This window comes from Cellulomonas sp. NEAU-ZC6, from assembly GCF_056844425.1.
The window spans coordinates 76,282-90,559 of the sequence record NZ_JBXFYH010000002.1; the positions used below are offsets into that span (position 1 = coordinate 76,282).

15 protein-coding genes are annotated in these 14,278 nt (G+C 74.0%); 6 read left to right on the forward strand and 9 right to left on the reverse strand.

Translation table 11 applies throughout. The features are described from left to right. Positions 1-6 precede the first annotated feature (6 nt). The 4 genes from AC1050_RS10395 to AC1050_RS10410 form a co-directional block, all read right to left on the reverse strand. Positions 7-1,050, reverse strand: a complete 1,044-nt coding sequence (locus tag AC1050_RS10395; protein ID WP_482387335.1) for a LacI family DNA-binding transcriptional regulator — start codon at positions 1,048-1,050, stop codon at positions 7-9. Positions 1,051-1,136: 86 nt separating this feature from the next. Next, positions 1,137-1,961 carry a carbohydrate ABC transporter permease gene (locus tag AC1050_RS10400; protein ID WP_482387336.1) on the reverse strand — a complete coding sequence of 275 codons (825 nt, stop codon included), beginning with the start codon at positions 1,959-1,961 and terminating at the stop codon, positions 1,137-1,139. Then, positions 1,958-2,887 carry a carbohydrate ABC transporter permease gene (locus tag AC1050_RS10405; RefSeq protein WP_482387337.1) on the reverse strand — a complete coding sequence of 310 codons (930 nt, stop codon included), beginning with the start codon at positions 2,885-2,887 and terminating at the stop codon, positions 1,958-1,960. Before AC1050_RS10405 ends, AC1050_RS10400 begins: the two co-directional genes overlap by 4 nt. 87 nt (positions 2,888-2,974) lie before the next feature. Further along, the gene (locus AC1050_RS10410) at positions 2,975-4,288 is read right to left on the reverse strand and encodes an ABC transporter substrate-binding protein (protein WP_482387338.1); all 1,314 of its coding nucleotides are present in this window, start codon (positions 4,286-4,288) and stop codon (positions 2,975-2,977) included. A 266-nt stretch (positions 4,289-4,554) separates the two neighbouring features. Between AC1050_RS10410 and AC1050_RS10415 the strand changes: the two genes are divergently transcribed. Then, positions 4,555-6,591: an alpha-L-rhamnosidase-related protein gene (locus tag AC1050_RS10415; RefSeq protein ID WP_482387339.1), complete on the forward strand. Its 2,037-nt coding sequence runs from the start codon at positions 4,555-4,557 to the stop codon at positions 6,589-6,591. A gap of 5 nt (positions 6,592-6,596) precedes the next feature. Here the strand turns inward: AC1050_RS10415 and AC1050_RS10420 are convergent, their stop codons facing one another. The 3 genes from AC1050_RS10420 to AC1050_RS10430 all read right to left on the reverse strand — a co-directional run bounded on the left by AC1050_RS10420 (position 6,597) and on the right by AC1050_RS10430 (position 8,302). Next, a complete protein-coding gene (locus AC1050_RS10420; protein WP_482387340.1) occupies positions 6,597-6,815 on the reverse strand; it encodes a hypothetical protein in 219 nt (72 codons plus the stop codon). Between the two features lie 103 nt (positions 6,816-6,918). Further along, complete coding sequence (locus AC1050_RS10425) at positions 6,919-8,019, reverse strand: PQQ-dependent sugar dehydrogenase (protein WP_482387341.1); 1,101 nt, start codon at positions 8,017-8,019, stop codon at positions 6,919-6,921. 49 nt (positions 8,020-8,068) lie between these two features. After that, positions 8,069-8,302, reverse strand: coding sequence for a DUF6480 family protein (locus AC1050_RS10430; protein WP_482387342.1), 234 nt, complete (start codon positions 8,300-8,302; stop codon positions 8,069-8,071). Between the two features lie 130 nt (positions 8,303-8,432). Here AC1050_RS10430 and AC1050_RS10435 point away from each other — a divergent pair, with 130 nt between their 5' ends. Further along, positions 8,433-8,663, forward strand: coding sequence for a hypothetical protein (locus tag AC1050_RS10435; RefSeq protein ID WP_482387343.1), 231 nt, complete (start codon positions 8,433-8,435; stop codon positions 8,661-8,663). Next, entirely contained in the window at positions 8,664-9,419 is a 756-nt protein-coding gene (locus AC1050_RS10440; protein WP_482387344.1) for a ZIP family metal transporter, read from the forward strand. It begins immediately after the preceding gene. A gap of 8 nt (positions 9,420-9,427) precedes the next feature. On the opposite strand, the gene AC1050_RS10445 is transcribed toward AC1050_RS10440, so the two are convergent. After that, a complete protein-coding gene (locus AC1050_RS10445; RefSeq protein WP_482387345.1) occupies positions 9,428-9,883 on the reverse strand; it encodes a GAF domain-containing protein in 456 nt (151 codons plus the stop codon). 91 nt (positions 9,884-9,974) lie between these two features. Further along, positions 9,975-10,985 carry a LacI family DNA-binding transcriptional regulator gene (locus AC1050_RS10450; RefSeq protein WP_482387346.1) on the reverse strand — a complete coding sequence of 337 codons (1,011 nt, stop codon included), beginning with the start codon at positions 10,983-10,985 and terminating at the stop codon, positions 9,975-9,977. A 199-nt stretch (positions 10,986-11,184) separates the two neighbouring features. On the opposite strand from AC1050_RS10450, the gene AC1050_RS10455 reads away from it, so the two are divergent. The 3 genes from AC1050_RS10455 (at position 11,185) to AC1050_RS10465 (ending at position 14,266) form a co-directional block, all read left to right on the forward strand. After that, positions 11,185-12,450: a sugar ABC transporter substrate-binding protein gene (locus AC1050_RS10455; protein WP_482387347.1), complete on the forward strand. Its 1,266-nt coding sequence runs from the start codon at positions 11,185-11,187 to the stop codon at positions 12,448-12,450. A 62-nt stretch (positions 12,451-12,512) separates the two neighbouring features. After that, positions 12,513-13,454: a carbohydrate ABC transporter permease gene (locus tag AC1050_RS10460; protein WP_482387348.1), complete on the forward strand. Its 942-nt coding sequence runs from the start codon at positions 12,513-12,515 to the stop codon at positions 13,452-13,454. Next, a complete protein-coding gene (locus tag AC1050_RS10465; RefSeq protein WP_482387349.1) occupies positions 13,451-14,266 on the forward strand; it encodes a carbohydrate ABC transporter permease in 816 nt (271 codons plus the stop codon). Before AC1050_RS10460 ends, AC1050_RS10465 begins: the two co-directional genes overlap by 4 nt. The last annotated feature ends 12 nt before the right edge of the window (positions 14,267-14,278 follow it).

Genomic DNA, 14,278 nt, shown 5'->3' on the forward strand with positions numbered 1-14,278 from the left:
CGCGGGTCAGCCCCGGGCGGTCGACATCCGCGGGACGAGCTGCGGCGTCAGCACCACGCGCTGGTGCACGTGCTCGTCCCGCGGCTGCGCCATCTCCTCCAGGAGCAGCCGCATCGACTCGACGCCCATCTCGTACGCGCGCATCCGCACCGTGGTCACGGTGAGGCGCGCGTCGGGGGCGGAGCGGTTGTCGTCGCAGCCCATCACGGCGACCTCGCCCGGGACGTCGACGCCCTGCTCCGACAGCTCCTCGATGAGGCCCACCGCGAGCTGGTCGGTCACCGCGATGATGCCGTCCGGCCGGGTCCCGGGGCCGCGGTCGGCGAGCGCCTTGGCGACGGCGGCGCCGTCCGGGGCGGTGAGCTCGTCCGCGAGGATCTCCTCGTAGAGCACGTCGTCGCCGCGCGCGGTCAGCTCGGCGATCGCGCGCCGCACGCCCTGCCGGCGCAGCGCGACGGGCTGGGCGCCGGGCCGCGCGAACACGTAGGCGATCCGCCGGCAGCCCTGGGCCGCGAGGTGCGTGGCCGCCAGGTAGCCGACCTGCTCGTTGTCGACGACCACCCGGCAGGCGGCGGAGGTGCCGGGGTCGTAGTTCATCAGGACGACGGGGCGGCCGCGGGCGGTCAGCCGGGCCATCTGCTCGGCGGAGTCCTGCATGGGCGCGAGCAGCAGGCCGGCGACCCGCGCTTCGTTGAACGTGTCGACGTTGGCGGACTGCACGGCGTAGTCGTCGTCGCTGCCGGTGATGAGCAGGGCCAGGCCGGCCTCGCGTGCCCGGGCCTGCGCGCCGCGCGCGGCCTCGGAGAACAGCGAGTTGCCCAGGTCGATGGCGACCAGGCCGATGCTGCGGGACCCGCCGGAGGCGAGCGACCGGGCGTTCGCGTCCCGCACGAACCCCAGCTCGTCGATGGCCTGCTGCACCCGGGCGCGGGTCGCCTCGCTGACCTTCTGCGGGTGGTTGAGCACGTGCGAGACGGTGCCGGTGGAGACGCCCGCGCGCGCGGCGACGTCCGTCAGGCGCGCCACGCGTCGTGCCGGCCTCGCGCTCATGCCCGGTGTCGTCCTCCCGCAGTGCGCCCGCGGGCGGGCGACGAAATGGTCCATGGTCCCACGCCGCGGCGGCGACGTGGGAGGCGTCAGCCCTTGACCGCCCCGGACGTCATCCCGGCGACGATCTGCCGGTTGAAGAAGACGTACATGACCAGCGGCGGGACGGTGATCAGCAGGACGTCCATGAACAGCAGGTTCCACTGGTTCAGGCCCTGGGACTGGAAGTTGTACAGGGTCAGCTGGACCGTCGCGTTGTCCTGGCCGGGCAGGAAGTACAGCGCGTAGGTGAAGTCATTGAACACCGTCACCGCCTGGACCACCACCACGGTCACGATCACCGACCTCAGCAGCGGGAAGATCACCGAGAAGAACAGCCGCGAGGGGCCCGCGCCGTCGATCAGGGCCGCCTCGTCCAGCTCGCGCGGGATGGTGGACACGAACGCCCGGAACAGCAGCACGCAGAACGACAGCCCGAACGCGACGTGCACCGCGATCAGCCCGGCCATCGTCTTGAACAGGCCGACGCCCTCGAGCACCCAGATGGTGGGGACGACGGCCGGCGGGATGATCAGGCCAGCCAGCACCAGGCCGTTGACCAGCGGGTTCCACCGGCTGCGCCGGCGCTGCACCACGTAGCCGACCATGGCGGCCAGCACGGTCATGATCGCGACCGCGGCGACGGTCAGCACGGTCGAGTTCCAGAACGCCCGGACCAGGATCGAGTCGTTGCTCTCCAGCACGGCGCGCATGTTCTCGACGAACGCCCACTCGGTGGGCAGCGAGAAGCCGAGCAGCGAGGCCTCCTGCTGCGTCTTGGACGCGGTCAGGAGCACGAACACGAACGGGACGACGAACACGATCGCGGACAGGACGACCGAGACGGACCCGAGGACGACGCCCTTGCGCTTCACGACTCCCCCTCCTTGCGGTTGAGCCAGCGGGAGAGCGGGAAGACGATCACCGCGATGACGACGAACAGCACGACGTTGCCGGCGGTGGACAGGCCGTAGAAGCCGGCCTGGTACTGCTTGTAGATCACCGAGCCGATCACGTCGCTGGTGAAGCCGGGACCGCCGCGGGTCATCGTCCAGATCAGGTCGAACGACCGCAGCCCGCCGATCAGCGACAGCAGCACCACCGTGACCGTCGCCGGCCGGGCCAGGGGCAGCGTGATGCTCCAGAAGTTCTGCCAGGAGCTCGCGCCGTCCACCCGGGCCGCCTCGTAGTACTCCTGCGGGATGGCGACGATGCCGGCGATGTAGATCAGGGTGGCCAGGCCGACGCCCTTCCAGACGTCCACCAGCGCGACCGAGACCAGCGCGAGGCTCGGGTCGGTCAGCCAGCCGGGGCCGGTGACGCCGAACCAGGACAGCACCTGGTTGACCGCGCCGTCGAACGGGTCCAGCAGCACCTTGAACGTCACGCCGACGCCGATGGTGCTGACCAGCACCGGGAAGAAGACCACGGACCGCAGGTAGCCCCGGGCGATGATCTGCGAGGTGAGCAGGACGGCCAGCAGCAGGCCGAGCACCACCTTGAGCCCGGAGGTGAGCACCGCGTAGACGAACGTGTTGACGAATCCCCGGACCAGCGCGGGCTCGCGGAAGAACTGCACGAAGTTGTCCAGCCCGATGAACTCGGACTCGAACAGGTCCCAGCGCGTGAGCGCGAAGTAGAACGACGCGAGCGTCGGGACGACGAACAGGACCAGGTAGAAGACGCCGGCGGGGATGAAGAACCAGGTGGGGTACGGGCTGCGGGCGCCGGCCCGCTTCGGTCCGGTCCCGGTGCGGCGACCCGTCGTGGCGTCGCGCAGCGCGGGGCGCACGAGTGTCATGGAGCTCTCCTTCGAGGTCGACGGGGCCCGCGTCCGACGCCGTCGGCGTGCGGCACGGGCCCCGTCGGGTGCGGCGACGGGTCCGTCCTACCAGTCCAGCCCGAGCTGCTGCGCCTGCTTCGTCACGTCCTCGTCGTAGAGGGCCGCGCCGTCCTCGGCGCCGCGGATGCCGGAGCCGACCTCGACCGTGATCTGCTCCAGCGCCGGGCCCTTGATCGGCGACAGGAACTCCAGCGCGAGGCCGGTGTCCCCGCTGTCGAAGTACGGCTGCATGTCGGACACGAGTGCCGGCACGTCGTCGGGCAGGTCGCAGCCGTCCACCACGAACGGTCCGCCGAGCGTGGAGACCTCGGCCTGGACGTCGCAGCTCTCGGGGGACACGAGCCACTCGAGGAAGGCCTTGGCGGCGTCGAGCTGCGCGCCCTCGGTCGACGTCGGGATGTAGGTGCCGTTGGGCATCCACACGGTCAGCCCGTTGGCGTCGGCGTCGTCGCCGGGCAGCGGGAACACGCCGATGGAGTCGGCGGCGTCGGGGTAGTTCTCCCCGATCGCGCTGGCCACGTTGCCGGTGAGCATCGGGTAGTGCGCGGCCTCGCCCGCCGTGAGCATCCGGACGCCGTCGTCGTAGGTGGCCGACGCGTAGTCCTCGTTGAGCAGGCCGGCCGCCTGCACCTCCTCGAGGTGCTGGAACCCGGCGAGCGCGGGCTGGTCGGCGAACTTCGCGTCGCCCGCGGTGTAGGCCTCGGCCCAGCCGGGCTCGGCCGCCTCGACGTTGTAGAAGTCGCCGAGCACCGGCACCTGCGACGTCCAGGTGTCGCCGTAGGTCTGCACGACGGCGACCAGGCCGGCCTCCCGGATCGCCTCGTTGTTGGCCATGTAGTCGTCCCACGTGGTGGGGACCTCCAGGCCCAGGTCGGCGTAGACGTCCTTGTTGTAGACGACCGCGCCGGCGAACGAGGCGCCGACCGGTGCGCCGTACAGGGCGCCGTCGGCGGACACGACCTCCGTGAAGTTGTCGTCGAGCGTGTCCGCCCAGGGCTCGTCGGTCAGCGGCACCAGGTTCTGCTCGGGCTTGAGCGCCTGGAACAGCGAGCCGGAGTTGTACCAGAACAGGTCGTTCATCTCGCCCGTGGCCAGCCGGGTCTTGATCAGGTTGTCGCCCTCCGAGCCGGCGGGGTGCGTCTCGACCTCGACCGTGACGTCGGGCTCGACCTCGGCGTACGCCGCGATCAGGCCGTTCCACAGGTCCACGGAGGACGGGGTGCTGTCGATGTAGACCGAGAGCGTCGTGGCCTCGCCGTCGCCGCCCTCGCCGCCGTCGGATCCGCCGCAACCGGTCAGGGCCAGCGCGGCTGCGAGCGACGTCGCGCCCACCGCGGTGAGCCGGGTTCCCACGTTCACCTGTACCTCCTCGTCAGGGCGCCGGGACGTCGTCGTCCCGGCGAGCGTGTCGTGCTCGATCGGTGCTTGAACCGTTTCAGTGCTGCGCCGAGGCTAGAGCAGGCGCCGGGAGGTGTCAACGGTCCGGGGGCCGGGCCCGAGAGATCCGATGATCCTGCCGCTGGGCACGTGGTTGACGCCGTGCGCGTGTGAGCGCAACCATGCGGGGCGGGCGCTTGAAGCGATTCATGACCCGACGCCCGCTGCTCCCGTCGACGAGGACGCCGATGCCCACCACCCCTGCCGGCGGACCCGCCCCCGCGACGACGGCCGAGGTCCTGGCCCGGGCGCGCGCCGTCGCCGACCCGTACCCGGACCACGTCCCGGCCCCGCGCGACGTCGGGTGGCACCACCGGGACGGCGACCTGGCGCGGGGGATGCTGCGGCACCTCGTCGCCGAGGGCTTCGCGGCCAACCGGCACGTCGACTACCCCGGCACCGCGGCCCGGCCGGCCGGCCGGGTGGAGTTCCGGTTCCGGCCCGCGGCCGACGGCGTGCTGGTGCTGTCCACCTCCGGCCCGTCCGGCGGCACCGGTGCCGTGCTGGCCGCGGCGCGGGTCCCCGTCGTGCGCGGCCGGGTGCTGGACGTCGTGGTCACGGCGCCGGCGGACGGGGCGGCGGCGCTCGGCGTGCACGACGGTTCCGTCGCCGGCGCCTGGACCTGCCGGGCCGTCGACGAGGACGCCGGCGCCTGGGCGCCCACCGAGCACCGCCGCGGCGGAGCCGTGCCCGCGTACGCGGCCGGCGAGGGGGTGCTGCGCGTCCCGCTCTCCGAGGTGGCCCCGGGCCGGTACGAGGCGCCGGCGCCCGGCCTCGGGCGGGTGGTCGTGCGGGCCGCGGCGGAGCCGGTGGTCGTCACCGGGGAGACCGAGGCCGAGGCGGCGGCGGACCCGGCCGAGGGGGAGTCGCGGTTCGACCTGGACCGCCGGCCCGACGGCACGTGGGCGACCCGGCACCGGCTGGGCTTCCGGTACGTGACCGTCCGCGGTGCCCGGCCCGAGGCGGTGCACGCCGAGCTGAGCCTGCGCGCGGCGCCGCGGCGCGGGGCGTTCCTGTGCGCCGACGACCGCCTGACCCGGATCTGGGCGGCCGGTGCGCTCACGCTGCGCAGCTGCCTGCAGGGCCTGCTGATCGACGGGATCAAGCGGGACCGGATGCCCTGGGCGGGCGATCTGGCGGTGAACGTCGCCCCGCTGGCGTACGCCTTCGGGGACGCCGCGGTCGTCCGGGACTCGCTGCGGGCGCTGGCCCACCCCCGGACGCCGCACGTGAACGGCATCGCGGACTACTCGCTGTGGTGGGTGGTCGCGCACGGGCTGCACCACCGGCACGCCGGCGACGAGCCGTTCCTCGCGGCGCAGGCCGGCGCGGTGCACGACCTCGTGACGCGGCTCGCCGAGCAGACCGACGCCCGCGGCCTGCTGCGTCCGGTCGCGGGCGCGGAGGCGTTCGTGGGGGCGGGCGGCGGCACCGGTGGCGCGGTGTTCCTCGACTGGGGCGTCCGGATCGAGGAGGGTCGGGACCCGGTCGCCCTGCAGGTGCTCTGGTGCTGGGCGCTCCGCACGGCCGGGGCCGTCCTGGCGCTCGCGGGCCACCCGGGGGCGCCGGGGTGGACGGCCCTCGCCGACCGGGTGCACGCGCAGCTGCTCCCGGTGGTGCGCCCGGACGGCGCCTGGCGCACCTACGTCGCGGGCGACAGCGCACCGGACCCCTATGCCACGATGCTCGCCGTGCACGCCGGCCTGGTCGACGGCGACCTGACCGAGTGCGCGCAGCACCTGGTCCTCGACGCCCGGTTCGGCACCCCGTTCATGGCCGCGCTCGCCCTGCGTGCGCTGACCGGGGCGCACGCCCAGGCCGCCGTCCGCCGGGTCGCCGACCGGTGGGGCCCGATGCTCGACGACGGGTCCGCGACGTTCTGGGAGGAGCTGCCCGGGGACGGCCCGCCGTCGACCGCGATGTACGGCCGGCCGTTCGGGATGAGCCGGTGCCACGGCTGGGCGAGCGGCCCCGCGGCGGCGCTCCCCGAGCTGGTGCTGGGCCTGCGGCCCACCGCGCCGGGCTGGCGCACGGCGGTGGCGGCGCCGCGGCTCGGGGACCTCGCGTGGGCGGCTGCCGTCGTGCCCGTGCCCGGCGGCGACCTGTCCGTCGTGGCGACGGACGACCGCCGGGTCCGGGTCGACGTGCCCGCCGGGCACGTGCTCGAGGTCGCGGGCGAGGCCGTCGTCGGCCCCCGGCGCGCGGAGCTGCGGCTCCCCGGCTGATCAGGTCAGACGGCGCACTCGCACACGAGGTTCCACTCGACGACCTGCTCGCCCTCGTCGGGCCGGGCCCACGCCTCGGCCTCGGCGCGCGAGCCGAACCGGCGGCCGAGCAGCCGGCCGTTGGCCAGCAGCACGCCGACCTCGATCTGGGTGCGGGGGTCGTCGACGTCGACCGCGTCGCCCGGGTCGGCCGGGTCCACGACCGGTGCCTGCTGGGTGCTCATGTCCGCCGCTCCTCGTGCTCGTCCCGGGGTCTCGCACCCGGTAGAACCACCGGCCGCCGCGGGGTAGTCCCGCGCGCCGGGCCCGGGTCGGCGGTCGGGCGGGTCAGCCGGTCAGGCGCACCCGCAGCACCCGGTCGTCGCCGGGTCCGGGGCTGCCGCGCCCGTCGGTGTTGCTCGTGACCACCCACAGCGACCCGTCCGGCGCGACCACCGCGTCCCGCAGCCGGCCGTACGTCCCGTCGAGGAGCACCACCGAGGCACCCGGCTCCGCCACGGGGACCGCCCGCAGGACCGCGCCCTTGAGATTCGCGATCAGCAGCGTGCCGCCGGTGTGCGCCATCCCGCTCGGGCTCGCGTCGTCGGGCGTCCACTGCTGGACCGGGTCGACGAACCCCTCGACGCCGGCGGCGCCCTCGACCTCGGGCCAGCCGTAGTTCCCGCCGGGCACCAGCACGTTGAGCTCGTCCCAGGTGTCCTGGCCGAACTCGGTCGCCCAGAGCGTGCCGGCGTCGTCCCACGCCAGCCCCTGCGGGTTGCGGTGCCCGGAGGTCCAGACCGGCGAGCCGGGGTGCGGGTTGTCGTCCGGCACCCCGCCGTCCGGCGTCAGCCGCAGCACCTTGCCGGCGAGCGACCCGAGGTCTTGCGCGTGCGTGGGGACGCCCGCGTCGCCGGTGGTCGCGTAGAGCATGCCGTCCGGCCCGAACGCCAGCCGGCCCCCGTCGTGCGTGCTCGCCGCCGGGATGCCGTCGAGCAGCTGCTCGCGCGGGCCGAGCGCCAGCCGACCCGGCTCGCCCGTCAGGGGGAACCGGTCGATCCGGTTGCCGCGGGCGGTGGTCGTGTAGGTGTACAGCCGCGACGCGTCGTCCACCGCGATGCCGAGCAGCCCGCCCTCGCCACGCGCCGCGACGTCCGGGACCGTGCCGACCACGCGGGTGCCGCCGTCCGGGGTCACCTCGAGCACCTCGCCGCGGTCGCGGGTGCTGATCAGCGCGGTGCCGTCCAGGAACGCCACCGACCAGGGGGCGTCCAGCCCGGTGACGACGTCGGCGGGGGCGCCCGCCGGCGTGGCGACCGGGACGTCCGGGGCGCTGGGCCCGGACGCCGGGGCCGGGGTGGTCGGGCCGGTGCAGGCGGCGAGCAGCCCGGCCAGGGCGAGGCAGGCCGCCACGAGGACGGCCGGCGGCACGAGCGTGCGACGCGGCACGCCGACCTCCTCGCCTCGGTGCGGCGTACGGTCGCCGCGGGCCCGCGACCTAGTCGAGCAGCCCCACGACGTAGCCGACGAACAGCAGCAGCGCGACGGCCACCACGGCGCCGACGATGCCGTACACCGCCCAGTTGGTGCGGCGGCCGGGCAGGTCCGGCTCCTGGAACGCGGCGCCGGACGTGCTGGACTCGCCGGGCGGGGTGTCGCCCGGGGCGACGCCGCCGCCGGGCTCGAGGCCCGGGGTGTTCGCCGGGTCCGGGTCGGGGCTCGGGCTGGTCATGCCGCCACGGTAGGCACCTCGCGCCCGCGCGGCGACCCGAGCGGGGGACCCCCGGTCCGCTCTGGCGGGCCGGGACCCGCGGGCCTAGCGTGGGGACCGCAAGCAGCCGCGTCGTGACGAGGGGGTCATCATGTCGAGCAGCGAGACCGGGGGCGTCACCGGAACCCCGGACAAGGACTACAACCTGATCTGGTTCGCCGAGGCGTGCCTGAGCAATGTGCTCCGCCTGGAGCAGTACGTGCAGGACGCCGACCGGGCGGGCGACACCGAGCTCGCGGAGTTCTTCCGCCGGGCGCAGGCGGAGAGCCGCAAGGGGGCCGAGCAGTCCAAGGCGATGCTGGCGCGCCGGCTGCAGGGCTGAGTGCCGGGCTGGGTCGAGGCCGGGCTCTGGGGGCTGCTCGGCGGGCTGGCGCTGGTCGTCGGCGCGGCGGTGGCCTGGCGGGTCCGGGTGTCGCCGCGCGTCACCGCGGGGGTGATGGCCTTCGGGTCGGGCGTCCTCATCTCCGCGCTGGCGTTCGACCTGGCGGCCGAGGCCGCGGACACCGGCGGGATCGTGCCGGCGTCGCTCGGCCTGGCCCTCGGCGCCGTGCTGTACGTCGCGGCGAACCTCGTGCTGGCCCGGCGCGGCGCCCGGCACCGCAAGCGGTCCGGCGGGCAGCAGCCGTCCGAGGACGAGCAGGGCGGCAGCGGCACCGCCATCGCCGTCGGGTCGCTGCTGGACGGGATCCCGGAGTCCGTCGTCCTCGGCGCCAGCCTGCTGGGCGGGCAGGGCGTCAGCGCCTCCGTCGTGGCGGCGGTCGTGATCTCGAACGTCCCCGAGGGGTTGTCCAGCGCGGCGGGGATGAAGCGGGCCGGCCGGTCCGCGCGGTTCGTGTTCGGGCTGTGGGGCGCCGTGGCGGTGGTCGTCACCGTCGCGGCAGCGGCCGGCTACGCGCTGCTCGGCAGCGCCTCGCCAGGGCTGATCGCGGTGGTCACGGCCGTCGCGGCCGGGGCGATCCTCACCATGGTCGCGGACACGATGATCCCCGAGGCGTTCGAGCGCGCCCACCTGTTCACCGGCCTGATCACGACGGCCGGGTTCATCGTCGCCTTCGCGCTCAGCCGGGCGGGTGGCTGAGCGGCGGCTCAGACGTCGCGGGTGCGGATGGCCTCGGCCATCTCCTGCACCAGGCGGTCCATGCCGACCAGCGCGTCGCGGTCCCACGGGTCGACGTCCGCGGAGTACATGTTGAGCGCGACCGTCGTGTCCGCGTCCACGATGCCGGGCAGCGCCGCGGCGGACCGGAAGCCCTGCTCCGAGGCCGCCTTCCGCCACGCCGGCCACAGCTCGGTGGCGAGCACGTCCGGGACGAGCTCCCCGCGCAGCTGCTGGATGGCGACCACGCACGGGCCCTCGCCGGCGTCGACCTCGACGGCGTCGCAGAACGCGGCGCGCGGACCGCTGCTGGCGACGTACTGCAGCAGGTGGTGGTGGCGCAGGATGATGCTGCACTCGGTCGGCACCCCGACGCGCTCGGCCGCCTCGCGGGCGTAGGCGTCGAGGAAGGCGTACGCCTCGTCGCGGTGCGGGGACTGCGTCACGGTGCTACCTCCGGGGCCGGCTCGGGATCGCACCTTCTCACGGCCGGGCACGGCGCTCCAATCTCCCGCCGAACCCGTGCCGCGCGCGGGGTCAGCCGCCCGTGGACTCCCGCACGATCACGCGCGGCGTGACCGTCTCGACGCCGCCGGGGTCCCGGCCCTCGAGCGAGGCGAAGAGCCGCTCGGCCGCCCGGCGCCCCATGGCCTGGAAGTTCATGTCGATGCTCGTCAGCGCCGGCCGGCACCCGGCGATCATCGGCTCCCAGTTGTCGAACCCGATGACGGCCACGTCGTCGGGCACCCGCACCCCGCGGTCGTGCAGGGCGTCGAGCACGCCGCGGGCGATCTGGTCGCTGCCGCAGACCACCGCGTCGACGTCCTGGTCCAGCAGCGCTGCGGTGCTCGACCGGCCCCAGGCCTCCGACCAGGACCCGTACCGCACCGGGCCGACCCGCTCGAGGCCGTGGTCGGCCAGGGCGGCGTCGACCCCCACGGCGCGGTCGGTCGCGGCGGCGTAGGTGATGTCCCCGGAGACGTGCGCGATCCGGCGGCGCCCCGTGGCGAGCAGGTGCTCGACCGCGATCCGCCCCGCGGTGACGTTGTCCGGGACGACGGAGGCGTCGGCCGGGTCGGTGGACGGCGCGTAGGTGTAGACGACCGGGACGGGCAGGTCGCGCCCGAGCGGGGGCCGCGCGTCCGTCTGCGACCCCACGACGATCAGCCCGTCCACCCGGCGCCCGAGCAGGGTGCTCAGGTGGTGCTGCTCGCGGATCGCGTCGCCACGGGAGTCGCACAGCAGCACGCTGGATTTCCCCGCGCCGAACGCGTCCTCGGCCCCCATGAGGATCGGCAGCGAGAACCGGCCCTCCAGGTCGTGCGTCAGCAGGCCCACGGTGCCGGTGTGCCCGTCGAGGATCGCCCGGGCCAGCGCGTTCGGCGTGAACGCGAGCCGCTCGGCGACGTCCAGCACCCGGCGACGGGTGTCGGGGCTGACCTCCGCCTTGCCGTTGATCGCCTTGGACGCCGTGGCCACGGAGACGCCCGCCAGCTGCGCGACGTCGCGCAGCGTGACCTGGCGCCGTCCCGGTGCGTCGGTGGTCATGGTTCCCCCTGTCGTGGTGCTCCGGGGCAGCGTACGACGAAACCGATCGGCACCGGCAGCCCGTTGACGCCCGCAGAAGTGCGGTGCTAGCGTGCCCGAAAAGGGTTTCGGGACGTTTCGTCCGGAGCCGCAGCACCAGCGATGGCGCGCGCACCGATGCCTGCGCCACCGACCGCACTCGACGAGGAGACCGGTCCGTATGAACGCACGTCGCACGTCTCTCATCGCCCTGGCCGCCGCGGGCGCGCTCGGGCTCGCCGCCTGCTCGGGCGGCACCAGCGCCGGTGGCGGCGGTGGCGAGACCTCCGGGGGTGACGGCGGCGGCGACGGCGTCGTCACCGTCTGGCACTACTTCTCCGACCCCAACCAGGTCGCGCTGATGGACGCGTACAAGGAGAAGTTCGAGTCCGAGAACGACGCATCGGTCGAGAACGTCTACGTCCCGTACGACCAGATGAACTCGAAGCTCGTCTCCGCCGCGGGCGCCGGCACCGGGCCCGACGTGGTCGTGTTCAACGGCGCCGAGGCCGCGACGCTCGCGCTCGCCGACGTGCTGGCCCCGCTGGACGACCGCTGGGCGGACTTCGCCGACGCCGACCAGTTCCCGGAGTCCGTGCTGCACAGCGTCGACGACCAGCTGTACGCCGTGCAGGGCTACGTGAACCTGCTGGGCCTCTGGTACAACCAGGACATCCTCGACGAGATCGGGGTCGAGCCGCCCACCACGATGGACGAGCTCGAGGACGCCATGGCCGCGGCCAAGGACGCCGGCTACGGCGGCATCACGCTGTCCGGCCTGCCGCAGTCGCAGGGCGAGTGGCAGGCGTACCCGTGGATCAGCAACGCGGGTTTCAGCTACGAGGACCCCGACGCCGACGCGCTGGCCGCCGGCTTCGAGCGGGTCCGGTCGTGGGTCGACAACGGCTGGCTGACGCAGGAGGCCGTGACCTGGGACCAGACCGTGCCGTTCCAGCAGTTCGCCGCGGGGAAGACCGCGTTCGCGCAGAACGGCAACTGGCAGATCGGCACCGCCGAGTCCGACGCCGACTTCGCGTACGGGGTGGTCCCGCTGCCGCTGGGCGACACCGGCCAGGTCTACCTGGGCGGCGAGGGCGAGGGCATCGGTGCGCACGCCGACGACCCGGACCTCGCCTGGGAGTACCTGACCAGCACCTACCTCGACGTCGAGGGCCAGGAGTCCGCGCCCGACCTGGTGGGCTCGATCCCGTCGCGGGCGGACACCGCCCAGGCCGACGTCGTCACCGGCAACGACCTGCTCGACCCGTTCGCCCAGACGATCGCCGACTTCGGCGCCAGCTACCCGGACCCGGTGATCCCGCCGGCCGCGGTCGCGGACGTGCAGCTGACCGTCGGCCAGGCGTGGTCCTCGGTCATCGGGGGCCAGAAGTCCCCGCAGGACGCGGCCGACGAGGCCGTCGCCACGCTGACCGGCCTGCTCGGCTGACACCCGACCCGGGCGGTGCCGGCCGCGACGCCGGCACCGCCCCCGCACCCCCCGAGGTCCTCATGTCCGCAACCGGCACCACCGCGCCCGCGCGGCAGGCGCTGCCCCGCACCGCCCCCTCGGCCCCGCGCCGCCGCGGCGGCAACCGGATCGTGTTCCTGCTGCCGGCCGCGCTGTTCCTCGGCCTGTTCAGCATCTACCCCCTCGTCCAGCTGCTCCGGATGGCGGTCAGCCAGGTCACGGCCGCGACGCTGAACGCCGACTGGGTGTTCACCGGCCTGGACAACGTGCGTCGGGGCTTCGAGACCGGGCAGACCGGTCCGGCCATCAGCCGCACGCTCGTGTTCGTGGTCGTGGTGACCGTGCTCGGCATGCTGGTCGGGTTCGGCGCCGCGATCGCCCTGCGCACCACCGGGCGGTGGTCCGCGTGGCTGCTGGCCCTCATGGTGTTCGTGTGGGCGCTGCCGCCCGTGGTCAACGGCTCGGTGTGGAAGTTCCTGCTGAACGACGCCGGCCTGATCAACACGGTGCTGCTCAGCACCGGGCTGCGCGACACCCCGGTGCCGTTCCTCTACGACCAGCACTGGGCGCTGTTCGCGGTGGCGTTCGTCAACGCGTTCGCGGTGATCCCGTTCAACACGCTCGTGTTCCGGGCCGCGCTGATGACCATCGACCCCGAGGTGTTCGAGGCCGCGCAGCTCGACGGCGCCAGCAAGTGGCAGCAGGTGCGGCACATCATGGTGCCGTCCGTGCGCCCGACCACGCTGGTGCTGCTGATCCTCACCCTGGTCTACGGGTTCCGGTCGTTCGACTTCATCTACGTGATGACGTACGGCGGCCCGGGCACCGCGACCAACACCCTGCCGTTCCTCGGCTACCTGCAGGCCTTCGTCCGGTACGACTACGGGCTCGGCGCGGCGACCTCCGCGCTCGCCGTCGTCGGCGTGCTGGCCCTGGCCGTGATCTACGCCCGCAGCATCAAGCGCGAGGAGGCCGACGGATGACCGTCAAGGCCGGCCCGCTGGCGGTCGCCGCCAAGGCCCTGCTCACCCTGATGTACGGGGTCCCGATCCTGTGGATCCTGCTCACCTCGGTCAAGTCGTCCGACGACGTCTTCGACCCGAGCCGCACGTTCCTGTTCCGCCCGGTGACCACCGCCTACGTCGAGGCGCTCAGCGGCGACCTGGCCCGGGCGCTGCTGCAGTCCGTCACCATCGCGACCTGCGCGACCGCGCTGGTGCTGCTGATCGCCATCCCCGCCGCCTACGGCCTGGCCCGCACCCGCGGCCCGCTGCCGACGCTCGCGCTTGGCCTGCTGATCGTGCTGCAGATGATGCCGCAGACGGCCACCGTGATCCCGCTGTTCCAGGCGTTCAGCGGCTGGCGGCTGCTCGACACCACGGCGGCGGTGGTCCTGGCGGACGCCGCGCTGCTGGCGCCGTTCGCGACGCTGCTGCTCCGGCCGTTCTTCCGGGCGGTGCCGCCGCAGATCGAGGAGGCGTCGTCCATCGACGGCGCGGGGATGCTCCGCACCTTCTGGTCGGTCGTGCTGCCCGTCGCCCGCAACGGCGTCGCCACCGTCGGCACGCTGACCTTCCTGCTGGCCTGGGGCGAGTTCCTGTACGCGGTGAACTTCTACCTCACGCCCGGGCAGTACCCGCTGTCCGCGCTGCTCGCCCAGCAGGTGAGCGCCTTCGGCATCAACTGGCCGGGGCTCATGGCGCTCGCCGTGCTCACCTCGATCCCGATCCTCGTCGTGTTCAGCGCCAGCTACCGGCTGCTGCGCGACGGCCTGACCGTCGGCGCGGTGAAGTGACCACCGCCGCCC